Below are 26,177 nucleotides of genomic sequence, written 5' to 3' on the forward strand. Positions count from 1 at the left end.
AGGGCGGCCTCTCGGGGCCGCCCTTTTACTTTGCCCGAAGGGGCAGGCTGAAATCAGTGCGGGTCGCGGCCCGCCAGAGCCATTCGAGCGGGCCGTAGCGGAAGTGGCGGAACCACAGCTCGGCTAGCACCATTTGCGCAGCGAATGTCGCCAGGCCCAGCCCGACGAGCTGGGCCGAGGAGAAGTCGTCGAACAGCCCTAGCCCGAACCCGTAAAGCAGGGGCGCCGCCGCCAGCGACTGACCGACGTAGAGTGTCAGTGTCATCTTCCCTGCCGGAGCCAGCGTGGCCAGCACCCGGCCTAGCGGAGAGTGCCAGGCCAACACGAACAGCGATACGTGAAGCGCCATGGCCGAGAGGGCCCGCCACTGGCCGGTGAACCACTCCATCGCCTGGCGCTGCATCGGCAGGCCGCCCGCGTCGGAACCCGGGGGCAGGATGTGCGGCTCTATCAGGCTGAGCAGCACCCAAACTCCCGCCCCAGCCGCGGCGATCGCCAGCCACGCCTCACGCTGCTGCGCCGCCTGTGCGAACAGCTTGCGCCGCTGGAGCACCATGCCGATCAGGAACAAGCCTGCCACCTCCAGCACGCGGCCGGTTTCGAGGTAGAATGACCATTTGCCAGTCATCCCGGGCCCGGCATTTATGTTGAGTACGTCTGCAAAGGATCCGGTCGCCAAGGTTCCGAGGCCAGTATCACCGAAGAAGTACGGCGACGCCGAAGCCCAGTCGGCGCTGCCCGCAAACCCCACCCGGGCGAGCAGCGGTATCTGCAGGAACAGGAGGAAAGCGATCGCCAGCAGAGCTCTGTCCGACCGCACTCGATCGAATGGGATCATCAGAAGACCGACCGCCGCCAGCACCTGCAGGATGTCGCCCCGATAGACCAGCGCATGCAGCGTGCCGATCCCGAACAACAGCGCCAGCCGCCAGATGAAGCGTAGGGTGAAGTCCTTCCCCCGCGCCCGCTCGTTGGCCATGATCGTGGCGAAGCTGAAGCCGAACAACAGCGCGAAAATCGCGAACGACTTGCCCGCGAACACCGCCATGACTCCGTCGAACCACGGGTCCGGCATCGGGTCGAGCCAGTAGAGCTCGAACCGCTCGACGCAGTGAACCAGGAACAGCCCCAGCAGCGCATAGCCGCGCAGGGCATCGACCATGTCGATGCGGTTGTTCGGCATTCTTCCCTCCCCAGGTTTTGGGGAGGTGTATCATTCGACTTTCGTTTGCGGGAGAGGGCAACCCATAACCCCCCTCCCGCAAGCGGGAGGGGGAGATTTAGATCACTCCGCCATCGCCGGGACCGAGCCCCAGACTTCCTCGGCCACCTCGATCACCAGGCGGATCTTGTCGGCCTGTTGCTCGGTGGTGATGTCGTTGCCGTGGACGGTCGAGGCGAAGCCGCATTGCGGGCTCAGGGCCAACTGGTCGATGTCCGCGTACTTGGTCGCTTCGTCGATCCGGCGCTTGATGTCGTCCTTGCTCTCAAGTTCGCCGAGCTTGGTGGTGACGAGGCCAAGCACCACGGTCTTGCCCTTCGGCAGGAACCGCAGCGGCGCGAAGTCGCCCGAGCGCGGATCGTCGTATTCGAGGAAGAACGCGTCGATATCGAGCTCGTTGAACATGATCTCTGCCACCGGCTCGTATCCACCTTCCGCCGCCCAGCTCGAACGGAAGTTGCCACGGCACAGGTGCACGGCCTTGATCATGTCGGCGGGGGCGCTCTTGAAGCTCTCGTTGATGAGCTTGGCGTACTGGCGCGGCGTGTCGTTCGGATCGACCCCGCGCGCGGCGGCGTCCGCGCGGTGGGTGTCGTCGCACAGATAGGCGAGGTTGGTGTCGTCCATCTGGATGTAGCGGCAACCGGCGGCGGCGAGGCTCTCGACCTCGGCGCGATAGGCGGCGGCAACGTCCGAATAGAACTCTTCCATCGTCGGGTAGACATCCTGGGGAATGCCTTCGCGGCCGGCGCGGAAGTGCAGCATCGTCGGGCTCGGGATCGCGACCTTGGGGGTGCCGCTCGTCAGGCTGGCGAGGTACTGGAAGTCCGCCAGCTGGATCGGCTTCTTGTGGCGCACCTTGCCCGAAACGACCATCTTCGGCGGGGCGAAGTGGACATCTTTGCCGGTGTCGTTCTTGAAGGCCTTGGCAATGCCCCCATGCTCTTCGACTCCGTCGAGCTGGAGGAGGAAGTCGGTATGGAAGAAGTACCGGCGGAACTCACCGTCGGTAATGGCCTTGAGGCCGAGGCTTTCTTCCCATTTCACCAGGTCCGCGATCGCCCGATCCTCGATCGCGCGCAGTTCCGAGTAGTCGATGTTGCCCGCCGAGCGATGCTCGCGCGCTTCGATCACGCTGCGGGGACGGAGGAACGAGCCGACGTGGTCGGCGCGAGATGGCAGCTTTGTAGGCATGGAAGTGTCCTGTCTGGCTAGTGTTCAAAGCTAGGCCAGGGTCATAACGCGGGCTCGCGCTCGACTGACGTGCACTTGATAAGCCCAAGTCATGCTGCGCCGCAACGGGGAAATGTCGCGCCGGTCGCGCGGCTTGACCGGACGGGCGCGGGAACTCTAGGCATGAGATCGAGAGAAGAGGCCGTTCCGCACGAGAGCGGCGGGAGAGGGTAGTACTGCATGAAGTCTGCTAAGTGGATCGTCGCTGCCTGCGCCGCGCTGGCGCTCGCGGGATGCAAGAAGGACAGCGCGGCAGAGCCTTCGTCCTTGCCCACGACCGGCGTCACCGACGCAAAGATCGCTGCGGCCGATCCCAACGAATGGCTCACTTATGGCCGCGACTATGCCGAACAGCGCTTCAGCCCGCTGACGCAGATTTCCGACGCCAACGTCTCCAAGCTCGGCCTCGCCTGGTACGCCGACATGGACACGGCCCGAGGTCAGGAAGCCACTCCGCTAATGCATGACGGTACGCTCTACGTCGCGACCGCGTGGTCGATGGTGAAGGCGTTCGACGCAAAGACAGGCGCGCTCAAGTGGTCGTACGATCCCAAGGTCCCGCGCGAGACGCTGGCGCGCGCCTGCTGTGACGCGGTCAATCGCGGCGTCGCGCTCTATGGCGACAAGGTCTACGTCGCCGCGCTCGACGGGCGGCTGATCGCGCTCGACCAGGCCACCGGCAAGGAAGTCTGGTCGAAGAACGTCGTGCCCGATGCGGTGAGCTACACGATCACCGGCGCGCCGCGAGTGGCCAAGGGCAAGGTCCTGATCGGCTCGGCCGGGGCGGAGTATCGCGCCCGCGGGTTCCTCGCCGCTTTCGACTGGAACACCGGTGAAGAACTGTGGCGCTTCCACACCGTCCCCGGCAATCCCGAAAAGGGCTTCGAGAACGAGGCGATGGAAAGCGCCGCGAAGACCTGGGGTGGCAAGTGGTGGGAACTCGGCGGCGGCGGGACCGTGTGGGATTCGATCACCTACGACCCCGTCACCAACCTGGTGTACTTCGGGACCGGCAACGCCGAGCCCTGGAACCCGGCCGCCAACGGTCGTGACAAGGCTGCCGGTACCAAAGGCGCGGGCGATAACCTCTACACCTCCTCGATCGTCGCCGTGAACGCCGACACCGGTGAATACGTGTGGCACTTCCAGGAAACCCCGGAAGATCGCTGGGACTACGATTCCAACGCCCAGATCACCACGGCCGACCTGACCCTCGACGGCAAGAAGCAACGTGTTGTGATGCACGCGCCGAAGAATGGTTATTTCTACATTCTCGACGCCAAGACCGGGAAGTTCCTCAACGGGACGGCCTGGACCGCTCAGAACTGGACCACCGGCATCGATGCGGTCACAGGACGGCCGACGATCAATCCGGAGGCCCGCTACGAGGTGACAGGCAAGCAGTGGGTCTCGCTGCCGGGAGCCGGCGGCGCGCACTCGTGGCAGCCGATGAGCTACAGCCAGCAGACCGGGCTGGTCTACATTCCGGCGAACAACGCCGGCTTCCCCTATTTCGCAGAGGAAGACTGGCAGCCATCCTCGATGGGCTTCCAGACGGGTATCAACTCGGCGGCCACCGCCATGCCTGCGGTTGCCGAGGTCCGGCAGCAGATCCTCGGCTCGACCACCGGTTCGCTCGTCGCGTGGGATCCGGTCGCGAAGAAGGAGGCCTGGCGGGTCGATTTCGACGGTCCGTGGAACGGCGGCACGCTGTCCACCGCAGGCAACCTCGTCTTCCAGGGCAATGCCCGCGAGCAGTTCGTCGCCTATGCCGCTAACAGTGGCCGCAAGCTGTGGTCGTTCCCGGCGCAGACCGGGATCATCGCCGCGCCGATGACCTACTCGGTCGATGGCGAACAATATGTCGCAATCCTCGCCGGTTGGGGCGGCGTGTGGGACATCGCGCCCGGGATCCTTGCCTCCAAGTCCGGTCGCCCGCGCAACATCAGCCGCCTGCTGGTGTTCAAGCTCGGCGGCACGGCCAAGCTGCCCCCGGCCCCGCCCATGCAGGAACTGGTGCTCGATCCGCCCGCCTTCACCGGCACCCAGGCGCAGGTGACGCGTGGTGGATCGCTGTACGGCCGCTACTGCTCGGTCTGCCACGGCGACGCCGCCATTTCGGGCACGCTCAATCCCGACCTGCGCCACTCGCCTGCGATCGGCAGCCCCGATGCGGTCCGCTCGGTCGTGATAGACGGCGCGCTGCAGCACAACGGCATGGTGTCCTTCAAGGAGGTGGTCACCGCCGCCGACGCCGAGGCCATCCGTCAGTACGTGCTCAAGCGCGCTAACGAGGACAAGGCGCTGGAGGGGAAGGCGGCCATTCGCCCCTCCACCACCTGAAGGTTAGGAATCGACACGACCGCCACGCGATTGTAACGACCGTTAGCAAGAGGCGCGCCGTGGCGTGCCCGTCCCCCGTTTGCTAGTCTGACCGCAAACAGGGATTCGTTTCGGGAAAGGACCTGTAAATGAACGAAGTCACCACCATCGACCGCACCCAGCGGGAGTATTCGCAGGCCGCCAAGGACTTCCTGGCGCGCAAGCCGCAGCTGTTCATCAACGGCGAGTGGGTCGATTCCTCACACGACGCGACGCTCGACGTCGAAGACCCGTCGAGCGGCAAGATCGTCGGCAAGATCGTCGATGCATCGGACAAGGATGTTGATCGGGCCGTCGCCGCCGCGCGCACCGCGTTCGACGACAACCGCTGGTACGGTCTCCCGCCGATGCAGCGCGAGCGCGTCATGCACCGCCTGGCCGACCTGCTCGAACGCGACGCCGACCTGTTTGCAGAGCTCGAGGCCATCGACAACGGCAAGCCGAAGGGCATGGCCGGCGCGGTCGACATCCCGGGCGCAATCAGCCAGATCCGCTTCATGGCCGGCTGGGCCAGCAAGACCGGCGGCCAGGTGATCAACCCTTACACGATGCCGACCGGCACCGTGTTCAGCTACACCGTGAAGGAGCCGATCGGCGTCTGCGCGCAAATTGTGCCGTGGAACTTCCCGCTGCTGATGGCGTGCCTCAAGATCGCCCCGGCGGTCGCGGCGGGCTGCTGTACCGTGCTCAAGCCGGCCGAACAGACCAGCCTCACCGCGCTGAAGCTGGCCGACCTGGTGCAGGAAGCCGGCTTCCCGGCGGGCGTGATCAACATCATCACCGGCAACGGCCACACCGCCGGCGACCGCATGGTCAAGCACCCCGACGTCAACAAGATCGCCTTCACCGGCTCGACCGAGATCGGCAAGGTGATCAACAAGAACGCCACCGACACGATGAAGCGCGTGACGCTCGAACTGGGCGGCAAGAGCCCGGTCGTCGTCATGCCGGACGTCGACGTTGCCACGACCGCTCCGGGCGTTGCCGGCGCGATCTTCTTCAACGCCGGTCAGGTCTGCGTCGCCGGTTCGCGCCTGTTCGCGCACAAGTCGATCTTCGACGACGTGCTCGAAGGCATGACCAAGACCGCCGACTTCTGGAGCCCGCGCGCTTCGCTCGACCCGGCCGGCCACATGGGCCCGCTCGTGTCGAAGGAACAGCACGAAAAGGTGCTCGGCTACATCGAAGCCGGCAAGCGTGACGGCGCCAGCGTGGTCATGGGCGGCGACGCCCCGGCCAGCGACGGCGGCTACTACGTCAACCCGACGATCCTCGCCAACGTGAACCCGCAGATGAGCGTGGTTCGCGAAGAGATCTTCGGACCGGTCGTGGTGGCGCAGCGCTTCGAAGACCTCGACGAAGTCGCCAAGATGGCCAACGACACCAACTTCGGCCTCGGCGCCGGTGTCTGGACCAAGGACGTCAGCGCGATGCATCGCCTGGCTTCGAAGATCAAATCGGGCACTGTCTGGGGCAACTGCCACGCCACGATCGACACCGCGCTGCCGTTCGGCGGCTACAAGGAGTCGGGCCTCGGCCGTGAGCAGGGCCAGGCCGGCTTCGAATGCTACCAGGAGACCAAGACGGTCATCATCCAGCTCTAACGCTGAGGATCTAGGGCGCACCCGAGTCCCTCCCCTCCCGCTTGCGGGAGGGGCTGGGGGTGGGCCTGTCAGGCCAAGCACCGCGTGTGCTTCGCACACGCCCACCCTAACCCCTCCCGGAAGCGGGAGGGGGACGGCGGCCCCGCCGCCCAATCGCTCTCCGTATCAGGCCGGCCTTGTCATACCTGCCCCCCGAATGCATGGGGGCTGCAACCGAACCGATTCAGGAACTGCAGACGTGCCCATCGACCTCGCCAAGATCCGCGCCATCGACGTCCACGTCCATGCAGAGGTCTCGTGCCACGATCCGGAAGACCCGATCATGGGCAAGTTCTTCGACGCTGCCAGCGCCTACTTCAAGGCGCCGCGCGAACGGCCGAAAATGCCCGAGATCATCGAGCTTTACCGCGAATCCAACATCGCCCTGGTGCTATTCACGGTCGACTGCGAAAGCGCGATGGGCGCCAAGCGCGTCAGCAATTACGAAGTCGCCGAACAGGCCGCCAAGAACGACGACATCTGCATGGCCTTCGCCAGCATCGATCCGCACAAGGGCAAGTACGGCGCTCGCGAAGCGCGCGACCTGATCGAGAACTATGGGGTCAAGGGCTTCAAGTTCCACGGCATCGCCCAGAACGCTCACCCGGCGGACCGCATGGCCTACCCGATCTACGAGGTGATCGCCGAATACGGCCTGCCCGCGATCTTCCACACCGGCCACTCGGGCATGGGCACCGGCATGCGCGGCGGTGGCGGCATGCGCCTCAAGTACGGCCAGCCGATCCTGATCGACGATGTCGCGGTCGACTTCCCCGACATGAAGATCATCCTCGCCCACCCGAGCTGGCCCTGGGTAGACGAGAGCCTGTCGATGGCGCTGCACAAGAACAACGTGTTCATCGACCTGTCCGGCTGGAGCCCGAAGTACTTCCCCAAGCAGGTGATCCAGTACGCCAACACCCAGCTCAAGCATAAGATGCTGTTCGGCACCGACTTCCCGCTGATCCACCCGGACAAGTGGATGGCCGCCGCCGCGGAAGTGGGCTTCCGCGAGGAAGTCATGCCGCTGATCATGAAGGACAACGCGGCGAAAGTGCTGGGGCTGGCGTGAGGTAGCGACTCAATCCTCCCCGAGCTTGTCTCGGGGAGGTGGCGCGCTCCGCAGGAGCGTGACGGAGGGGTAGGCGGAAGAACGCGACACCCCTCCACCATTCGCTTCGCGAACCGTCCCTCTTCCCGAGCAAGCTTGGGGAGGATTTTAGCTTCATCCGTGGGTCCTGAGCTTGTCGAAGGACAGTCAGCCGCTAAGCCTGGTTCGACAAGCTCACGGCAAACGGAGAACCTGCGATGCGTGACCTCGACGACATCCGCGCCTGGCAGCGGCTGTCCGATCGCATCACCACATCCGGTCGGCTTCAGGCGCCTGACCCGGCGCGCCTGGCAGAGATCGGCGTGCGCCACGTGATCAACCTCGCGCTGGCCGATCATCCCGAAGCCCTACCCGATGCCGAGGCCGCTTTCGCCGCGGCGGGCCTCGGCTACACCCACATTCCCGTCCCGTTCGACGCTCCGACTGAGGTGCACTATCAGGCCTTCCTCGACACACTCGAAACCGCCGAGGGTCCGGTCCACGTCCACTGCATCATGAACTGGCGTGTGTCGGCTTTCTTCTATCGCTACCACCGCGACGCTTGCGGGATCGCGGAGCCTGAGGCACGGGCCCTGATGGAGCGGCAATGGTCGCCAGAGGACAACGACCACCCGGCCGCACCGGCCTGGGCGGCCTTCATACGGGAGAGGCATACCTGATGGATTTCGGCGGCCAGCATATCGTCATCACCGGCGCATCCAGCGGCATCGGCCTGGTCGCGGCCAAGCTGCTCGCCGGTCGGGGCGCCAAGGTTTCCCTACTCGCCCGCCGTCAGGACATGCTAGACGAAGCGGTTGCCGAAATCGGCGCCAACGCTGCCGGGTTTGCGGCCGACGTCGGAGACAAGGTCCAGCTCGAAGCCGCGCTCGACGCTGCCGCTTCGCACTTCGGTCCGATCCACGGCCTGTTCGCCAATGCCGGGCTTACTGGGGGCTTCACGCCCGCGGTCCATTTCGACCCCGAGGTATTCGAACAGACCATCCGCGTGAACCTCACCAGTGTGTTCTGGGCGATCCAGAAGGTCCTGCCGCCGATGATCGAGGCGAAGAAGGGCGTGATCCTCGTCACCGGATCGATGGGCTCCAAGCGCGGCATGGCGATGAACCCGGCCTACGTCGCTTCCAAGCACGGCGTACTTGGCCTGACCCGCGCGATCGCGGTGGAGATGGCGCCGCACAATGTCCGCGCCAATTGCATCATCCCCGGCTTCATTCGCACCGAAGCGCTCGACCGCATCCCGCCCGAACAGCAAGGCAAGATCGAAGCCCGTATCCCGCAAAGGCGCATGGGCTCGCCTGAGGAACTGGCCGAGGTGGCGGCGTTCCTGCTCAGCGATGCGGCGAGCCACGTGACGGGGCAGGATTGGGCAGTCGACGGGGGCGTTCTGGAAAGCATCGAGGTCTGACAAATGGCACTAAAGTACTACCACGCCGAACCGCTGGCGAACTCGCTCAAGTCGATGATCCCCTTGAAAGAGAAGGGGCTCGCCTATGAGAGCATCTATGTCGACCTGCACAAGTTCGAACAGCACTCCGACTGGTTCGTGGCGATCAATCCCGAAGGCCAGGTACCGGTGCTCGATCACGACGGCACGATCATCACCCACACCACAGTGATTAACGAGTACCTCGAGGATGCCTTCCCCGATGCGAATCCGGACTCGGGCCCACTCCGCCCGCGCGACCCCGTGGGGGCGGCGCGGATGCGGTATTGGAACAAGTTCGTCGACGAGCACGTGATGAACCACGTCTCCATGCACGGCTGGCATCGCTTGGTCGGCGTGATCGCACGCAACATCGATGACGGGACATTCGAAGACCTGCTCAGCCATATCCCCCTGCCCGACCAGCGCAAGAAGTGGGCCACGGCGCGCTCGGGCTTTTCCGAGGCCGACCTGCAGAATGCCAGCGACAAGATCGACTACGCGCTTGCCAAGATCGAAAAGCAGCTGGGCGAAACGGCGTGGCTGGCGGGACAGGCCTACACTCTGGCCGACATCAACTTCTACTCGCACTGCGGGATGATGGTGGAGCGGATGTTCCCGGAGAAGGATGTCGCCGCCCGGTATCCCCGCCTCGTCGACTGGCGCGAGCGGGTTACCGCCCGTCCCGCCGTTGCGGAAGCCCTGAAGGCTGAGGATCGCACAGCGCCCGGCTTGCGCACCTGGAGCGGCGATCGCTGACCAAGGCGTCCCAGCAAGGATGACTGGAGGAGGGGAGCCATCGCTGCTACCCCTCCTCAAGCAGGTCAGGCCGAACACTGCCGACCGCGACGCTTCTCCCTCTCCGGTGGGAGGGCAAAGGGCAAGACCAAGGGGAAACCGATATATGCGTGCATGGATGTTGCCGGCAGGTTCTGACGGGTTCGATAAACTCTATGTCGAGACCCTGCCCGACCCAACGCCCGGACCGGGCGAAGTTCTGATTCAAGTCCATGCCTGCTCGATCAACTACCGCGATTTCGCGGTGGCGGCGGGCAAATACTTCGGCGGCGCCCTGAAGGCGCCGGCGGTTCCCCTCAGCGACGGCGCGGGCCAGGTGGTCGCGGTCGGTGAAGGCGTGACCCAGTTCAAGGAAGGCGACCGGGTCCAGGGCTCGTTCTTCATGAACTGGGTCGATGGTCCTCCGCGCATGAGCGCCGCCCTGGGTGACGGCTTTGCCCCGGGCATGCTTGCCGAACTGGTCGTTCTGCCGGAGAGCGGCGTCGTGCCGATGGCCGAGAGCCTCGACTATGCCGAGGCTGCCTGCCTGCCCTGCGCCGGGGTGACCGCGTGGAACGCGCTCTACGAAGGGCCGCGCGCGCTCGTCCCCGGTAACAGGGTACTGGTCCTGGGCAGCGGTGGCGTGTCGATGCTGGCTCTGCAACTCGCCCGCGCTGGCGGGTGCGAGGTGATCGCCACTTCGTCGTCTCACCAGAAGCTGGAGCGCATCCGCGATCTCGGGGCCGCGCACACGGTCAACTACAAGACCATACCCGACTGGGGCCGCTTCGTCGGTCAGGAACTGGGCGGAGTGGACAAGGTCGTCGAAGTCGGCGGCGCGGGCACGGCGGAACAATCGATGGCCGCCTTGCGCACCCAGGGTGAAGTGGCGCTCATCGGAGTGCTTTCGCCCGAGGGCGGACCCAACCCGCGCGGGCTGATGATGACCGCGGGCTCGATGCGCGGTATTTTCGTCGGCTCGGCGGCGATGGCCAGGCGCCTCAACGCAGCGGTCGATGCCAACGGCATCAAGCCGCTGATTGGCGCGCGCTTCGGCTTCGAACAGGCCAGGGATGCCTATGCTCACGCCTGGGGCCCTGAGAGCTTCGCCAAGACGGTTATCGAACTGGCCTGACCGATTGACGAGGGCCCGGCCCTCCCTCATCGTCCTGAGCAATCCAGGGGCGGCAAAGAACTGCCCCGGGTTGTCTCGCTCATATCGGCGAGCGACGGGAGAGGGAGAGACATGGCCACAATCGCTCGGGCTGCGCCCGCCGGCCGGCGCTATGAACTGACGCTGCTGCTGCTTCTGACGCTGGCGAACGGGGTGGTCGCCTTCGACCGGCTGACGGTGGCGTTTCTGGCGCCGTACATTGTCAGCGACCTCGGACTGTCCAACGCGGAAGTCGGCTGGCTTGCCGGTGCGTTGTCAGGCGCCGTCGCCCTCAGCGCATTCTTCGGCGGGCGCCTGGCGGACCGCACCGGACGGCGAAAGACGATCTTGATCATCTGCACGCTGGTGTTCTCGCTCGGCTCGGGCGCAGGCGGCTTGGCTTTGACCTTCACGACGCTCCTGGCGGCGCGCTTCGCGCTCGGCATCGCCGAAGGACCGATGGTGCCGATCGGCCAGACGGTCATCGCCGAAACCAGCCAGCCCGAACGGCGCGGGGTCAACATGGGATTCATGCAGATGGTCGGTGCTTTCGGCCTCGCAGGTTTCCTCGGCCCGATTGTCGCGACCCAGTTGGCCGATGACCACGGCTGGCGCACGGCGATGTTCCTCTCGATCCTGCCAGGCCTGTTGCTGGCGCTGCTCCTCGCGGTGTTCATGCGCCCCGACCCGAAGACCGCCCCGGCGCACAACGAAGCGGCAGACAATTTCGTCCAGGCGCTTCGTACCCTGCTTGCCTTGCGCAACATGCGCGTGGCCCTGGCCGTCGCGGCCTGCGTCACTGCCTGGCTGGTGCTGCAGAACACTTTCCTCTCGCTGTTCCTGACCGAGGACAAGGGCCTTTCCCCCACAACCGCCGGCTGGGTCATCTCGATGGGCGGTATTGCCGGGATCGTCGGCGGCATCGGGCTGCCGTTCCTTTCCGACCGGATTGGCCGCAAGCCGGTACTGATCTGGGGCTCGCTCGCCTGCATCGGCTCCCCGCTCGCGTTGCTTCTGCTGCCGGCAGATCCGACTCTGCTGGCAGGCGCGATCCTGATCGGCTGGCTGCCTCTCGGCATCGCCCCGCTCTATTGCGCCACGGTTCCCGCCGAGAGCGTCAGCCCCGCCCTCGCGACCACGGCGGTCGGCTTGTCGATGGGCACGGCCGAGTTCGTCGGCGGGGTGATCCTGCCCCCGGTCGCGGGCCAGGTGGCCGATAGCTACGGCCTCTCCGCAGTCTTTATCATCTGCATCGCACTTGCCTTGCTGGCCGGGTTCGCGGCATTGTTCCTGAAGGAGACCGCCCCCCGGATCGCCGGAGTGCCAAAGGAAGCCTGAACCATGTGGGAAATCCGCGTCACCCCGGCCGGTGACTTCGACAACCATGCCCTCGAATACGAACACATCAAGGTCGAGCCGCTTTCGGGCGCCATGGGGGCCGAAGTGGTCGGCGTACGCCTGCCCGATCTATCGGATGCGGCTTTCGAGGAGCTCAAGCAGGCGCTCTATCGCCACAAGATGATCTACCTGCGCGACCAGTTCCTCACCCATGCCGAGCATGAGGAATTCGGCGCCCGGCTCGGACCCTTCGCGGTCGACGCCTATACCCAGGGCGTGCCCGGCCATCGCGAAGTGCACCCCATCATCAAGGAAGCGGAGACCAAGTCCGCCAGCCTGTTCGGCGGCGGCTGGCATACCGACTCGCCGTTCCTCGAAGAACCGCCCGCGATCACCACGCTGCGCGCAGTCGAGGTCCCTCCCTTCGGTGGAGATACGAGCTGGGCCAATTGCGCGCTCGCCTTCCGCCACCTCAGCAAGACTTATCAGGACATGCTGCGCCCGCTGAAGGTGCATATGAGCGCGGCCAATAACTATGCCACGCAGACCAAGCTGATGGGGAAGGCAATCCCGTTCGCCGACAAGGAGCAGTTCGAGCAAGGCCAGCGCGGCACCTACCATCCGCTCGTGCGCACTCACCCGGAGACAGGAGAAGAATCACTCTACATCTGTGACACTTACACCGCCGGTATCGAAGGCATGACCACTTTCGAGGCGAAGCCGATCATCGACTTCCTGGTGGCGCACTGCACGCAGGCCGCGTTCTGCTGCCGGCTGCGGTGGGAGGCCGGCATGGTGGCGATGTGGGACAACCGCAGCGCGATGCACCTCGGTCCGAACGACTACGACGGCTATCGGCGCGAGATGTACCGGACCACGACTGCGGGGACGAAGCCCGTCTGATTTTCGCGAAGTCGGTTTGTTCCGGGGCGGCAACGTGGTACCTGCGTCGCCGCGGTCGCTTCCTGAATTGGGAGACCGTTGATGCGCAAGCTGATCATGGTGATGCTGCCGCTCGTCCTGGCAGGCTGTAATAACCAGCCGGCCCAACCCGAAGCCACGGAAACACCCACTGCGACGCCGGAGCCTGCGGCGCTGGTTTCGGCCAACGGCTCTCCGGCAGGCACGTATCAGGTGACGGCAAAGGACGGCACCGTGACCACCACGGTCCTGACTCCCGACGGCACCTATACCGATACCGACGCCAAGGGCGTAGTGACAGCACAGGGCACCTGGGCCGTGGTCGATGGCAAGACCTGCTTCACCCCGACCACCTCGGGCGTAGAGCCGATGTGCTACACCGAATCCACGACGGCTGCGGACGGCTCGTTCACGGCGACACCCACGACGGGCGATCCAGTCACAGTACGACCCGCGCCAGCGGCCACGCCAACCGCCGCCGCAACCTGACCTCGATGTGCGCGCGCCGTAGGCGTGACGGAGGGGGAAGCGGAACAACACAACGCCCCTCCCCGAGCCAACTCAGGGAGGATCTGGAGGGTATCCTCCTCCCGCTTGCGGGAGGGGAGCAGGCACAGCCAACCACCCGCGGGCGAGTGCGGGCCTAACGCCGGAAGAGTAAAACCGCAGACGGGCAAAGGCCGGCGCGTCCTGGGCGTCACAGGATTGCCTTGCGCGAGCATGGAGTGCGAACGGCGGCGAGGGCTGCGGCAAACCTCGCTGCTCGGCCCTGTCGGACCCGAGGTGCTGGCGGTTAGGGCTCGCAGATCCCGCCAGCGGTTGTCATCCCCGTATCCTACGGACACCCTCTGACGATGTCGGAAAGGGCGCCGGCCTTGCGCGGGAGAGAAAGCGAAGCGCTAACCGCTCCCGCACCCGTCGCTGGTGTCAGTGGCATTCTGACGGCGGAGCGTGTAACCGATATGGTTATAAATGTCAAGTGCGCACGCCTTAATCGGCGAAGAAGTTCAGCTCCAGCAGCACGTTGTTCGGATCAGGCGTGAAGATCTGCCGCAGGTTGATCGCGCTCACCAGGTTCTCCTGATACTCCGCTCCCATCGCGTCGAGCCTCCCCTTCACCTCGTCATATCCGACGCACTTCAGCGCCACGTGATGCAGCGCTCCCGTCAGCGAGCCCGGCTCCACCTCGCGATCGTAAGTGCGATAACAGTCGAGCGAATTGATGTGGATAATCGCCCGATTCCCGGCATCGAACATCCAGGTCGCCGTCTCCGGAGTGAGGGGCGGGGGCGCGTCCTTGCGGACCAGGCCGAGCAGCTTTCCGTAGAATTCTGCCGTCTCATCAAGCCTATCGGTGATGATGTTCACGTGATCGAGCGCTTCGACGTTCATGCCACTTCGTCCTCTCGCAGCCCTCTCGCATCGGAGAGCCGCTTTCCGCTTGCGTGCCTAGCCCAATATTGTATGCGGCGCATACAATTTTCGCATACGTGATTCATTCACAGATGAGAGGAACTCTGATGGCCCAGAATCTTGAGCAGATCCTGCAGAATACGCCTGATATCGTGGCGAAGCTGCGCAATTCCCAGATCGGCGCTTACGTCTATCCGGTCGTTGCACCCGAATTTTCCAACTGGCGTTCGGAACAGTGGGCCTGGCAGCACAGCGCCGTTCTGTTCGACCAGTCGCACCACATGTTCGACCTCTACATCAAGGGTCCGGATGCGCTGAAGCTTCTTTCGGACACGATGGTCAACTCGCCCGCTGGCTGGGAAGTCAACAAGGCCAAGCAGTACGTTCCGACCACCCCGGCCGGCCACGTCATCGGCGACGGCATCATCTTCTACCTGGCTGAAGAAGAGTTCGTTTACGTCGGCCGCGCGCCGGCTGCCAACTGGCTGATGTTCCAGGCCCAGAAGGGCGGCTACAACGTCGACATCATCAACGATCCGCGCTCGCCGAGCCGCCCGATGGGCAAGCCGGTCAACCGCATCTCCTGGCGCTTCCAGATCCAGGGCCCGCGCGCTTGGGACGTGATCGAGAAGCTCAACGGCGAAAAGCTCGACAAGCTCAAGTTCTTCAACATGAGCTCGATGAAGATCGGCAACAAGACCGTTCGCACGCTGCGTCACGGCATGGCCGGTTCGCCGGGCCTCGAGCTCTGGGGTCCGTACGAAGACCAGGACTACATCCGCGACGAAATCCTCAAGGCTGGTGAAGAATTCGGCCTGATCGCCGTCGGTTCGCGCGCCTATCCGTCGAACACGCTGGAATCGGGCTGGATCCCGAGCCCGCTGCCTCCGATCTACACCGGCGACGAACTCAAGGATTACCGCGAGTGGCTCGGTGCCGACAGCTATGAAGCTACCGGCGCGATCGGTGGTTCGTTCGTCGGCAAGTCGATCGAAGACTACTACCTGAACCCGTGGGAACTCGGCTACGGCCCGTTCGTGAAGTTCGACCACGACTTCATCGGCGCCGACGCGCTGAAGAAGATCGATCCGTCGACCCAGCGCAAGAAGGTCACGCTCGAGTGGAGCGCGGACGACATGAAGAAGATCCAGGGCTCGATGTTCGACCCAGAGGGCGAACAGTACAAGTTCTTCGACCTTCCGCTCGCGAACTACGCCAACAGCAACTACGACAAGGTCGTGGACGCCGACGGCAACGTTGTCGGCCTGTCCCTGTTCACCGGCTACTCGTACAACGAGAAGAAGGCGCTCAGCCTGGCGACGATCGATCACGAAATCCCGCTCGGCACCGAGCTCCACGTTGTGTGGGGTGAGGAAAACGGCGGCACCAAGAAGACCACGGTCGAGCCGCACAAGCAGCTCAACGTCCGTGCGATCGCTTCGCCGGTTCCGTACGGCAAGATGGCGGCTGACACCTACGCCACGGGCTGGCGCACCAGCCGGAACGCCGTTCCGGCCTAACCAGAGCTAGGCGAGGCCTCACTCCCCCCCGAGGCCTTACCCGAAGATGGCCCATGGACCCCCGGGTTCATGGGCCATTGCTTTGGGGGTAAGTCCCCCTTGGCAACAGCCGTCATCAAGGCATGTTACGGCGGGGCATCCACGGGATGGCGGGAAGGTTCGGCGCGCGGGCCGCGTCGAGCCTGTTCCGGCTCCTGCACTATTCCTGGGACGGCTCCTCCCCCGCAGGGGGGATGGTAAGTGAGGAGCGTGCGATGGCGAACTATGTGCTGGTCCACGGCGCCTGGGGCGGTGGGCATGGCTATGAGCAATTGGCGGGCGACCTGCGCGAGGCAGGCCACCGGGTCCTGGTTGCGGCTCTCACCGGCCTGGGTACGCGTTCCGCCCAACTCCATCCGGGCATTACGCTATCCAACCATATCAGCGACGTCTGCGAGCAGATCGCGGACGCGGGTTTCAAGCGCTTCATCCTGGCCGGCCATTCCTATGGCGGCATGGTCATCACGGGTGTGGCCGCCCGGCTCGGGTCGAAGATCGACGCGATCGCCTATATCGATGCGTTCCTGCCGGCAGACGGCCAATCGCTGTGGGACATTACCGGCGAGTACGAGCACAACTGGTACATCGACAGCCAGAAATACACGCCCGGTCTGGTTGCCCCGATCGGTTCGGTCGATTTCGAGCCGGTGCCTGGCCAGATCGGCCGCCACCCACTTCTCACCCTGACCGAAGCTGTGCGCCTCACGGGCGAAGAAGAAAAGATCCCCCGCCGGGCCTATATCTTCGCCAGCAACTGGGAGCCCTCACCCTTCGGCCGCTTCCGCGATCAGGTCCAGGCGGAAGGCGGCTGGGAGTACCACGACAGCCATTCGAGCCATTTCGTCATGGCCGATCAGCCCGAGCAGCTGCGCGACATCCTGCTGGATCTGGCGCTCGTCCCCGCGCCCGCGCCGGCCCGCTCCTAGCGACCAGCCCGTCGCTGCCCTCCCTGAAGCGGAGGGCAATTATCGCCGGTTCAGCGCCGCTTCGCTCTCGGCCATCAGAGAGGCGATGATTTCGGGAACCGGTTCTTCCTTGCTGACCATGCCGACGGACTGGCCCGCCATGAGGCTGCCGTTCTCGACATCGCCATCGATCACCGCGCGGCGCAGGGCCCCGGCCCAGAAACGTTCGATCAGCAGCTGCGCCTCGCCCATGTCGACCGAGCCCGCGTCGAGCAGGTTGGCGACTTCGCGCTGCTTCGCGGTGAACTCTTCGGTGCCCTTGTTCTTGAGCGCGCGGACCGGGATGACCGGCAGGCGCGGATCGATCTGGACGCTGGCCACCGCGTCACGGGCGTTGGCGCGGAAAAAGGCCTTCTTGAAGTCGGGATGCGCGATGGATTCGGTCGCGCAGGCAAAACGGGTGCCGAGCTGGACACCGACCGCGCCCATCTCCAGGTAGCCCGCCATCGCCTCTCCCCGGCCGATGCCGCCGGCGACGAAGACCACATGCTCTTCGGCGAGTTCCGGAAGGAACTCCTGAGCCAGCACGCTCGTCGCAACCGGACCGATGTGGCCCCCGGCCTCCATGCCTTCGATCACCAGCGCGTCACCGCCGGAGCGGAGCAGCTTCTTCGCGAGCGCGAGTGTCGGCGCGAACACGATGACCTTGGCGCCGAACGCCTTGATCGCCTCGACGCTGCCCTTCGGCGGGATGCCCCCGGCGAGTACCACGTGACCAACCGAATGCTTGCCGCAGACCTCGATCAATTCGAACAGGTCCGGGTGCATTGTAATCAGGTTGACGCCGAACGGCTTTACCGTGAGCGCCTTGGTCGCGGCGATCTCCGCGTCGAGCAGCTCGGGCGTCATTGCGCCACAGGCGATTACCCCGAACCCGCCCGCGTTGCTGATCGCCGAAACGAGGTTGCGTTCGGAGACCCAGCTCATGGCGCCGCACAAGATGGCATGTTCGCTACCGAGGAACTCTGATCCACGGCGCATCAGGGCTGAAGTCTTGGGATAGGCAGTCATCGGCGCCGCTTAGTGGGCGTTCGCTTTTGCTGCAAGCGCGGTGAAATGCGCGGTGCCGGACGGCGCTGGCAACTCCCCTCCCGCTCGCGGGATGGGCCGGGGGTGGGCCTGTCTGGCCAAGCGTCGCCTGCGCCGCACACCCACCCACCCCTAACCCCTCCCGCAAGCGGGAGGGGGATGTGAGAAGCTTGCTCCACGATTAATCGCTTTTTCCGCACTCGGTGACGCAAGTTAATCGCTTCGCTCGATGCAAAGGCGGAGCTAGCCTCGACAAAAGAATCGCCACTCAGAGGAGACGGATCATGGATGCAAAGACAGGCTCAATCGACGGTTGCCCGATGGGACATTCGGGCGGAGTACGCAGCTTGCTCGGCCGCACCAACCGGGACTGGTGGCCCGAAATGCTGGCCACCGAAATCCTTAACCCCAACGGGCCGTCGAACCCGCTGGGCGAAGATTTCGACTATGCCGAAGCGTTCAACGCCCTGGATTACAAGGCGCTGAAGGCCGACCTGACGGCGCTGATGACCGACAGCCAGCCCTGGTGGCCGGCGGACTATGGTCACTACGGCCCGTTCTTCATCCGCATGGCCTGGCACGCGGCGGGGACTTATCGCACGGCGGATGGTCGCGGCGGCGCCAACAGCGGGCAGCAGCGCTTCGCCCCGCTCGACAGTTGGCCCGACAACGGCAACCTCGACAAGGCCCGGCGCCTGCTGTGGCCGATCAAGCAGAAGTACGGCAAGAATATCAGCTGGGCCGACCTGTTCATCCTCACCGGCAATGTCGCGATAGAGAGCATGGGCGGCCCGGTCTTCGGTTTTGGCGGCGGCCGTCCCGATGTGTTCGAGCCGGAACGCGACATCTACTGGGGCTCGGAAGACAAATGGGTCAACGAAGGCGTGCAGACCCGCATCGACCCCGAAAAGGAGCTGCACGAAATCGAAGGTCCGCTGGCCGCGATCCAGATGGGACTCATTTACGTCAATCCGGAAGGCCCTGGCGGCAATCCCGACCCGCTCCAGTCGGCGCGCGACATCAAGGAAACCTTCCACCGCATGGCGATGAACCACGAGGAGACCGTGGCGCTCACGGCGGGCGGCCACACCTTCGGCAAGGCACACGGCAATGGCGATGCTTCGCTGCTTGGCGCGGCTCCGGCCGGTGGCGATCTGGCCGCACAAGGCTTCGGCTGGGTCAGCAGTCACGAGAGTGGCGGCATCGGGCAGCACGCCGTAACCAGCGGCATCGAAGGCTCATGGGTCAACACCCCCACGCAGTGGAGCGAGAACTACTTCCGCCTCCTGCTCGACTATGACTACGAACTGGTCCGCTCGCCCGCCGGTGCGCAGCAGTGGCAGCCGGTGAACCAGAAGCCGGAGGACATGGCGCCCGCGGCGTGGGACCCCAACATCAAGGTTCCGACCATGATGACCACGGCCGACATGGCGCTCAAGATCGACCCGGAGTTCCGCGCGATCAGCGAGAAGTTCCGCAACGATCACGAGGCCTTCAAGGACGCCTTCGCCCGGGCCTGGTTCAAGCTGACCCACCGCGACATGGGCCCCAAGGCCCGCTATCTCGGTCCCGAAGTCCCGGCCGAAGACCTGATCTGGCAGGATCCGGTCCCGGCGGGTTCGAGGCCTTCGGATGTCGAAATCAGGGCGGTGAAGGAAAAGATCGCCGCGAGCGGGCTCACCGTCAGCCAGCTGATCAAGACCGCCTGGGCCTCGGCCAGCACTTATCGCAAGTCGGACTTCCGTGGCGGCGCGAACGGCGCGCGCGTCCGGCTTGCCCCGCAGAAGGACTGGGAAGTCAACGAGCCCGAAATGCTCGCCAAGGTGCTCGGCACGCTCGACAGCCTGCGCGGCAGCCTGTCGATGGCTGACGCGATCGTGCTTGGCGGCGTGGTCGGCCTGGAAAAGGCCATCAGCGATGCGGGCTCCAGTGTCGAGGTCCCCTTCACGGGCGGCCGCGGCGATGCGACCGCCGAACAGACCGACGTTGAAAGCTTCGAGGTCATGGAGCCGCAAGCCGATGCTTTCCGCAACTACCTGCCCAAGAGGCTGGCAGTGAAGACCGAGGAGATGATGATCGATCGCGCCTCGCTGCTCGGACTGTCGGTGCCGGAAATGACCGTACTGATTGGCGGCCTGCGTGTTCTCGGCGCCAATCACGGCGAGCGTGGCCATGGCCACTTCACCAAGCGGTCGGGTCAGCTGACAAACGACTTCTTCGTCAACCTCCTCGACATGACCAACGTATGGAAGGCGGTCGATGGCTCGAACGACGAGGAATACGTCGCCACCGATCGCGCGGGCGGACACGAGACCTGGCGCGCGACCCGCGCCGACCTGGTCTTCGGCTCCAATTCCGAGCTGCGTGCCGTCGCCGAGGTCTATGCCGAGAAGGGTGGCCAGGAGAAGTTCGTGAAGGATTTCGTCAAGGCCTGGACCAAGGTGATGAACGCGGGCCGCTTCGACTGAGCCTAAGGCGCTCTGTCCCCCTCTCGCTTGCGGGAGGGGGTTTGGCCCGCCCTTCCGGAACCATTCCGGCGCCTGCTGCATATTCCCTGCACGACCAGACAGGAGATTTCGCGTGAAGGGGTTCGTCGACGACATCGAGAAGCTGACGATTGATAACACCGACTTCCGCCGGGTTATCTATACCGGGCACAACATCCAGCTCGTGCTGATGTCGATCAATCCCGGGGAAGAGATCGGTGCGGAAGTCCACCACGACCGCGACCAGTTCTTTCGCATCGAAAGTGGAGAGGGCGTCGTCTCCATCGACGGCGTCGACCACGCGGTCAAGGATGACGATGCGGTGATCGTGCCACAAGGTGCGCGGCATAACGTCAAGGCGACCGGGTCGACCCCGCTCAAGCTCTACACGATCTACGGTCCGCCCGAGCATATCGACAAGACGGTGCACGTGACTTGCGAGGATGCGCACAAGGCGCACGAGCACTTCGACGGGAAGACGACGGAGTAGCGTCGCTTACGCCCCTCCCGCAAGCGGGAGGGGGACTGGCTCATTCCGCAGGTTCGTCCGCGTCGAGGCCGTAAGCGGTGTGCAGCACACGGACGGCCAGCTCGGTCTCGTCCTCGTCGATCAGCACGCTGATCTTGATCTCGCTGGTTGAGATCGCCTGCACGTTGATGCCGCGGTCGGCCAGCGCGCGGAACATGGTCGCCGCAACGCCCGCGTGGCTGCGCATGCCGACGCCGACGACCGAAATCTTGGCCACCTTGCTGTCGGTGATGATGCGATTGAAACCGATCGCTTCGCGCTTGTCCTCGAGCATGGCCTGGGCGCGGGCGAGGTCGGCTTGCGGAACGGTGAAAGTCACGTCCGTCTCGCCCTTATCGCGGCCGACATTCTGGATAATCATGTCGACGTTGATCGCCGCTTCGGCCAAGGGGCTGAAGATATGCGACACGGCGCCCGGCTTGTCGGGCACGCGCGTGAGCACTACCCTCGCCTCGTTCTTGTCGTGCGCGATGCCGGTGACCAGCTGGCTTTCCATCTGCAAACCTTCCATTTCATCGTCGGAGACGATCATCGTGCCGGGCAGGTCGTCTGCCGGCGGGGCATCCTCGTCGATGAAGCTCGAGAGCACCTGAACGCGCACCCCTTCCTTCATCGCCAGGCTGACCGACCGCGTCTGCAGCACTTTCGCGCCGACAGAGGCCAGCTCGAGCATCTCCTCGTAAGTGACGTATTTGAGCTTCCGCGCCCGAGCGACGATGCGCGGGTCGGTGGTGTAGACACCATCCACGTCGGTGTAGATGTCGCACCGGTCGGCCTTGAGCGCGGCTGCCACAGCGACAGCCGACGTGTCCGAGCCGCCCCGGCCAAGAGTGGTGATGCGACCCTCGGCGGAAAGACCCTGGAAGCCGGGGATGACGGCGACCTCGCCGCCCTCCATGGCCTCGATCAAAGTCTCGGCATCAATGTCCATGATTCGCGCCTTGGCATGCGCTTCGGCGGTGTGAATCGGCAGTTGCCAGCCAAGCCAGGAACGCGCCCTGCAGCCCATGGCCTGCAGCGTCAGCGCGAGCAGGCCGCTGGTCACCTGCTCGCCGCTGGCGACGACGACGTCGTATTCGGCCGGATCGTAAAGCGGATTCGCCTCGCGGCAGAAGTTGACCAGGCGATCGGTCTCACCGGCCATGGCCGAAACGACCACTGCAACCTGATGTCCGGCGGCCTGTTGCTTGCGCACGATGTTGGCCACGCGGCGGATGCGCTCGGTCCCGGCCATAGAGGTGCCGCCGAATTTCATCACAATGCGGGCCACGTATCTGCGCTCCTGCTGGTCTCAAGTTCCGCGCGCTGTTAGGGGTGAGCGATGCCTGATGCAACTGTCGCAAATGCAACCATCCGTCCGGACGAAGCCGCGCACTTCGCTGCGCTCGCCAAGGACTGGTGGAACCCCAAGGGCAGCTCGGCCATGTTGCATCGCCTCAACCCGGTGCGCCTGGCCTTTCTGCGCGAGGCGATCGACCGGCACTGGGACGGCAATTCGACCAGCCTGAAGCCGCTGGCGGGCAAGAGCGCGCTCGATGTCGGTTGCGGTGCGGGCCTGTTGTGCGAACCGCTCGCCCGGCTCGGCGCGGACGTGACAGGGGTCGACGCGGCGCCTGAGAATGTCGAAGCGGCGGCCCTACATTGCGAAGGTGCGGGGCTCGATATTCGCTACATGGCGGGCGAACTCGCCTCCCTTGGCCTCGGCCAGTTCGATCTCGTCACCTCGATGGAAGTGATCGAACACGTGGCCGACAAGGCCGCCTTTATCGGATCTCTTGCCAGCCATCTCGCGCCCGGCGGGCTGATGGTTCTTTCGACCCCGAACCGCACGCCGCAATCTCGCCTGCTGTTGATCGGCGTCGCGGAAGCCGTCGGCATGGTTCCCCGCGGAACGCACCACTGGGACGATTTCGTCACGCCCGAAGACCTGCGCGAACTGCTCGCCGGAACCGGCCTCACGATGAGCGAGCCGCGCGGGATCGCGTTTTCGCCGTTGAAGGGGCTGCACCTCTCGACCGATCTCTCACTCAACTATATCGTCACCGCTACGAGGGCATAAACCGGGGGGCTTTCCAGCATGCGTTACCTGATAGCTGGGCTGACCGCCCTAGGCCTGGCCAGTGCCGCCCAGGCAGAGACCGTCTACGTCAGCGCAGGACGCCTGCTCGACGTCGAGCGTGGCCGCTATGTCGAAGCGCCCCTGATCCGGATTGAGGACGGAAGAGTCGCGGAAATCGCCAGCGGCCCCGCGCCGGCGGGCGCCACGGTGATCGACCTTCCGGGCAAGACCATCCTCCCCGGCCTCATCGACATGCACGTGCACCTCGACGGGCGGCCTGAGTACGGTGGCTACAACGCGCTGCAATTCACCGACCGGTTCTGGACCGTGCTCGCGGTAGAGAACGCACGCCGCATGCTGCATGCGGGCTTCACCACGGTTCGCAACGTGGGGGACGAAGACTACAACATCGCCGGGCTCGACCAGGCGATCGGTGAAGGCTGGGTGCCCGGTCCGCGCATCGTCAACGCGGGCTACGCGCTCGGCGCGACCGGCGGTCATTGCGACGAGACCTACCTGCCGCCGAGCTTCCACGCCAAGAGCCCTGGCGCGGGCGACGGTCCGGAAGAGCTGCGCGCCCACGTGCGTGAGCAGCGCAAGTATGGGGCCGAAGTGATCAAGGTCTGCGCCACCGGCGGTGTGTTCTCGCGCAATACCGAACCCGGCCAGCAACAGCTCACCGAGGAAGAGCTGCGCGCCATCGCCGACGAAGCGCACTTCTGGGGCCTGCGGGTCGCCGCCCACGCCCATGGCGCCGCCGGGATCAAGGCCGCTATCCGCGCGGGGATCGATACGATCGAGCACGCCAGCCTGATCGATGACGAGGGCATTCGTCTCGCCCTGCAGCACGGCACCTGGCTCACTATGGATATCTTTAACACCGAGTACACCCAGGCCGAGGGCCAGCGGAACGGCGTGCTTGAAGAGAACCTCGCCAAGGATCGTCAGGTCGCGCAGATCCAGCGCGACAACTTCCGCCGGGCGCACCAGGCGGGGGTAAAGATGCTCTTCGGGACCGATGCCGGAGTGATGCCGCACGAGAGTGCAGCGGGGCAGTTTCGGATCATGGTCGATTACGGCATGACCCCGCTCGAAGCGATCCGCGCCGCGACTCTCAACGCCGCCGATGCCCTGGGCCAGAAGGGTGAAGTGGGCACGCTGGCGCCCGGTGCCTGGGCGGACCTGGTGGCGGTCGACGGCGATCCCCTGGCGGACGTCACAGTGCTGACCAACGTCTCGGCCGTGGTGAAAGGCGGCAAGCTCGTCGATTGATAGCCTTAGCTCCCCTCCCGCAAGGGGAGGGGAAAACAGGCCTTCCCCTATCGGCCAATCCGCCCCTAAAGGCCGTCCACCATGATCGTCCGTGACAAACCCACCAAGCTCGAACTTGCCTTCGCCGTCCGCGGCTCAATCGTTCCCGCAATCGCCCCGCGCATCGCCGTGCTGATGGTATTTTCGGCGGTGATGGTCCTGCTGCACAACACTCTCCCGACCTTTCCCGAAATCGACGCGATCGGCTTCACCGTGTTCGGTATCGCGCTCTCGCTGTTCCTCGGTTTCCGCAATAACGCCGCCTATGACCGCTGGTGGGAAGCCCGCAAGCTGCTCGGCGGTCTCTTGGCGGACTTGCGCAGCTTCGCGCGCGAAGTGCAGCTGTTCGTCAGCGATCGGGCGAGCCAGGAGAAGATGATCCGGCTCTCGCTGGCCTTTATCCACCTGCACCGCGCCAACTTGCGCCAGCTGCCCAACGACCCGCAGGCGAAGGCCTTGGGCGGCGCCCTGGCCAACGCGCCCCACCCGCCCAACGCCGCGCTGGACGCGATCGCGGAGGAAGCCGCCTGGGCCTATCGCGCCGCTCAGGTCGATGGCTTTGGCGCCAAGGCCCTGCAGGAGCGGCTGGGCAGCATCACGCAGCAACAAACCGCCTGCGAGCGCATCGCCACCACGCCGTTGCCTTACGTCTATTCGCTGCTGATCTACCGCACGACCTACCTCTATTGCCTGCTGTTTCCGCTGGCGCTGGTCGGTCCTGCGGGTTGGATGACGCCGCTGTTCGTCGGCATCGTCGCCTATGTCTTCCTCGGCCTCGCCGAAGTGACCGAAGACTTGAGCCACCCCTTCGGCACCACGCCCAATGCCCTACCGCTCGACGCAATCTGCCGCCTGGTGGAGATCAGCCTCGCCCCGCACTTGGGCGAAAAGGCACCGCAGCCGCTGGAGGCCAAAGAGTTCTACCTGAGCTGAGACGATGAACGCGACCGACCTGAAGCACCGCCTCCGCGCGGATCTGAAGCTGGCGATGCAAGCACGTGCCTCCGATGAGGCCAAGTTGCTGCGCGTGCTGATCGCAGCGCTCGACAACGCCGAGGCTGTGCCCGGCTTGCAGGACAACACCAGCTCACGCGCGTTCGGCGACCCAAGCGGCGAGGTCGCCCGGCTGGAGCTCGACGCTTCCGCGACGCAGGTGATCCTCACGAAGGAGCGACAAGAGCGCCTTGGCGCGGCCGAGGACTATGAACGGCACGGGCAAGATGAGCCGGCCAAGCGCTTGCGCAACGAAGCCGACCTGATTGCCCGTTATCTGGACTAACCCAGCGCCGCCGCCCAATCGGCTTCCTTGAAGCCAATCAACAAGCCGCCCGGATACTCGACCACCGGCCGCTTGATGCAGCTCGGGTTGGCCGTCATCAGCGCCACCGCCTTGGCGGCATCGAGGTCTTGCTTATCGCTCTCGGGCAGCTTCTTGAAAGTGGTCCCAGCACGGTTGAGCACTTTCTCCCAGCCCGCCTGTTCGACCCACTTTGCCAACCTGGCGGGATCGGCGCCTTCCTTCTTGTAGTCGTGAAAGGTGTAGGCGATCCCCTGCGCGTCGAGCCAGACGCGCGCCTTCTTGACGGTGTCGCAGTTGGGGATCCCGTAGAACTCGATGCTCAT

The 26,177-nt window shown here is 64.8% G+C and carries 24 protein-coding genes; 18 read left to right on the forward strand and 6 right to left on the reverse strand.

The genetic code is table 11. The features are described from left to right. Window positions 1–25: 25 nt before the first annotated feature. Both KK137_RS10575 and KK137_RS10580 read right to left on the reverse strand, forming a co-directional pair. Window positions 26–1,183, reverse strand: coding sequence for a DUF418 domain-containing protein (locus KK137_RS10575; protein ID WP_214536401.1), 1,158 nt, complete (start codon window positions 1,181–1,183; stop codon window positions 26–28). A 102-nt stretch (window positions 1,184–1,285) separates the two neighbouring features. Further along, window positions 1,286–2,416: a 5-methyltetrahydropteroyltriglutamate--homocysteine S-methyltransferase gene (locus KK137_RS10580; RefSeq protein WP_214536402.1), complete on the reverse strand. Its 1,131-nt coding sequence runs from the start codon at window positions 2,414–2,416 to the stop codon at window positions 1,286–1,288. A 219-nt stretch (window positions 2,417–2,635) separates the two neighbouring features. Here KK137_RS10580 and KK137_RS10585 point away from each other — a divergent pair, with 219 nt between their 5' ends. The 10 genes from KK137_RS10585 (at window position 2,636) to KK137_RS10630 (ending at window position 13,692) form a co-directional block, all read left to right on the forward strand. After that, entirely contained in the window at window positions 2,636–4,798 is a 2,163-nt protein-coding gene (locus KK137_RS10585) for a PQQ-dependent dehydrogenase, methanol/ethanol family (protein WP_214536403.1), read from the forward strand. 128 nt (window positions 4,799–4,926) lie between these two features. Then, window positions 4,927–6,441: an aldehyde dehydrogenase family protein gene (locus KK137_RS10590; RefSeq protein ID WP_214536404.1), complete on the forward strand. Its 1,515-nt coding sequence runs from the start codon at window positions 4,927–4,929 to the stop codon at window positions 6,439–6,441. A 238-nt stretch (window positions 6,442–6,679) separates the two neighbouring features. Continuing rightward, window positions 6,680–7,552: an amidohydrolase family protein gene (locus KK137_RS10595; protein ID WP_338028045.1), complete on the forward strand. Its 873-nt coding sequence runs from the start codon at window positions 6,680–6,682 to the stop codon at window positions 7,550–7,552. 236 nt (window positions 7,553–7,788) lie between these two features. Continuing rightward, window positions 7,789–8,250, forward strand: a complete 462-nt coding sequence (locus tag KK137_RS10600) for a protein tyrosine phosphatase family protein (protein WP_214536406.1) — start codon at window positions 7,789–7,791, stop codon at window positions 8,248–8,250. Next, window positions 8,250–8,996, forward strand: coding sequence for an SDR family NAD(P)-dependent oxidoreductase (locus KK137_RS10605; RefSeq protein ID WP_250893821.1), 747 nt, complete (start codon window positions 8,250–8,252; stop codon window positions 8,994–8,996). The genes KK137_RS10600 and KK137_RS10605 overlap by 1 nt, the downstream gene beginning before the upstream one ends. A 3-nt stretch (window positions 8,997–8,999) precedes the next feature. Next, window positions 9,000–9,773, forward strand: coding sequence for a glutathione S-transferase family protein (locus tag KK137_RS10610; protein WP_214536407.1), 774 nt, complete (start codon window positions 9,000–9,002; stop codon window positions 9,771–9,773). Window positions 9,774–9,918: 145 nt separating this feature from the next. Further along, window positions 9,919–10,926, forward strand: a complete 1,008-nt coding sequence (locus KK137_RS10615) for a zinc-dependent alcohol dehydrogenase family protein (RefSeq protein ID WP_214536408.1) — start codon at window positions 9,919–9,921, stop codon at window positions 10,924–10,926. A gap of 111 nt (window positions 10,927–11,037) precedes the next feature. Further along, entirely contained in the window at window positions 11,038–12,282 is a 1,245-nt protein-coding gene (locus KK137_RS10620) for an MFS transporter (protein ID WP_214536409.1), read from the forward strand. A gap of 3 nt (window positions 12,283–12,285) precedes the next feature. Then, complete coding sequence (locus KK137_RS10625; RefSeq protein ID WP_214536410.1) at window positions 12,286–13,185, forward strand: TauD/TfdA dioxygenase family protein; 900 nt, start codon at window positions 12,286–12,288, stop codon at window positions 13,183–13,185. Between the two features lie 81 nt (window positions 13,186–13,266). Next, a complete protein-coding gene (locus KK137_RS10630) occupies window positions 13,267–13,692 on the forward strand; it encodes a flagellar basal body L-ring protein FlgH (protein WP_214536411.1) in 426 nt (141 codons plus the stop codon). Between the two features lie 501 nt (window positions 13,693–14,193). Here the strand turns inward: KK137_RS10630 and KK137_RS10635 are convergent. Beyond that, a complete protein-coding gene (locus tag KK137_RS10635; RefSeq protein WP_214536412.1) occupies window positions 14,194–14,595 on the reverse strand; it encodes a VOC family protein in 402 nt (133 codons plus the stop codon). A gap of 128 nt (window positions 14,596–14,723) precedes the next feature. On the opposite strand from KK137_RS10635, the gene ligM reads away from it, so the two are divergent. Both ligM and KK137_RS10645 read left to right on the forward strand, forming a co-directional pair. Beyond that, window positions 14,724–16,136 carry a vanillate/3-O-methylgallate O-demethylase gene (gene ligM / locus KK137_RS10640; RefSeq protein ID WP_214536413.1) on the forward strand — a complete coding sequence of 471 codons (1,413 nt, stop codon included), beginning with the start codon at window positions 14,724–14,726 and terminating at the stop codon, window positions 16,134–16,136. A 254-nt stretch (window positions 16,137–16,390) separates the two neighbouring features. Further along, window positions 16,391–17,101, forward strand: coding sequence for an alpha/beta fold hydrolase (locus KK137_RS10645; RefSeq protein ID WP_214536414.1), 711 nt, complete (start codon window positions 16,391–16,393; stop codon window positions 17,099–17,101). 39 nt (window positions 17,102–17,140) lie between these two features. On the opposite strand, the gene KK137_RS10650 is transcribed toward KK137_RS10645, so the two are convergent. Next, window positions 17,141–18,151 (reverse strand): NAD(P)H-dependent flavin oxidoreductase, encoded by a 1,011-nt coding sequence (locus KK137_RS10650; protein WP_214536415.1) that lies wholly within the window; start codon window positions 18,149–18,151, stop codon window positions 17,141–17,143. 302 nt (window positions 18,152–18,453) lie between these two features. Between KK137_RS10650 and katG the strand changes: the two genes are divergently transcribed. After that, window positions 18,454–20,637, forward strand: a complete 2,184-nt coding sequence (gene katG, locus KK137_RS10655) for a catalase/peroxidase HPI (protein ID WP_214536416.1) — start codon at window positions 18,454–18,456, stop codon at window positions 20,635–20,637. A 112-nt stretch (window positions 20,638–20,749) separates the two neighbouring features. Continuing rightward, complete coding sequence (locus tag KK137_RS10660) at window positions 20,750–21,145, forward strand: cupin domain-containing protein (protein ID WP_214536417.1); 396 nt, start codon at window positions 20,750–20,752, stop codon at window positions 21,143–21,145. Between the two features lie 40 nt (window positions 21,146–21,185). Here KK137_RS10660 and KK137_RS10665 read toward each other — a convergent pair whose 3' ends face one another. Further along, window positions 21,186–22,454, reverse strand: a complete 1,269-nt coding sequence (locus KK137_RS10665) for an aspartate kinase (protein WP_338028047.1) — start codon at window positions 22,452–22,454, stop codon at window positions 21,186–21,188. A gap of 51 nt (window positions 22,455–22,505) precedes the next feature. Between KK137_RS10665 and ubiG the strand changes: the two genes are divergently transcribed. The 4 genes from ubiG (at window position 22,506) to KK137_RS10685 (ending at window position 25,833) form a co-directional block, all read left to right on the forward strand. Next, complete coding sequence (gene ubiG / locus KK137_RS10670) at window positions 22,506–23,243, forward strand: bifunctional 2-polyprenyl-6-hydroxyphenol methylase/3-demethylubiquinol 3-O-methyltransferase UbiG (protein WP_214536418.1); 738 nt, start codon at window positions 22,506–22,508, stop codon at window positions 23,241–23,243. Between the two features lie 18 nt (window positions 23,244–23,261). Next, complete coding sequence (locus KK137_RS10675) at window positions 23,262–24,515, forward strand: Xaa-Pro dipeptidase (protein ID WP_214536419.1); 1,254 nt, start codon at window positions 23,262–23,264, stop codon at window positions 24,513–24,515. 81 nt (window positions 24,516–24,596) lie between these two features. Further along, window positions 24,597–25,487 carry a bestrophin family protein gene (locus KK137_RS10680; protein ID WP_214536420.1) on the forward strand — a complete coding sequence of 297 codons (891 nt, stop codon included), beginning with the start codon at window positions 24,597–24,599 and terminating at the stop codon, window positions 25,485–25,487. A gap of 4 nt (window positions 25,488–25,491) precedes the next feature. Further along, complete coding sequence (locus KK137_RS10685) at window positions 25,492–25,833, forward strand: GatB/YqeY domain-containing protein (RefSeq protein ID WP_214536421.1); 342 nt, start codon at window positions 25,492–25,494, stop codon at window positions 25,831–25,833. Here the strand turns inward: KK137_RS10685 and KK137_RS10690 are convergent. Further along, on the reverse strand, window positions 25,830–26,177 hold the full coding sequence (locus KK137_RS10690) for an arsenate reductase (RefSeq protein ID WP_214536422.1): 348 nt from the start codon (window positions 26,175–26,177) through the stop codon (window positions 25,830–25,832). The two genes, KK137_RS10685 and KK137_RS10690, sit on opposite strands and share 4 nt — an antisense overlap.

Source organism: Croceibacterium selenioxidans, assembly GCF_018599195.1.
Taxonomy (GTDB): Bacteria; Pseudomonadota; Alphaproteobacteria; order Sphingomonadales; family Sphingomonadaceae; genus Croceibacterium_A; species Croceibacterium_A selenioxidans.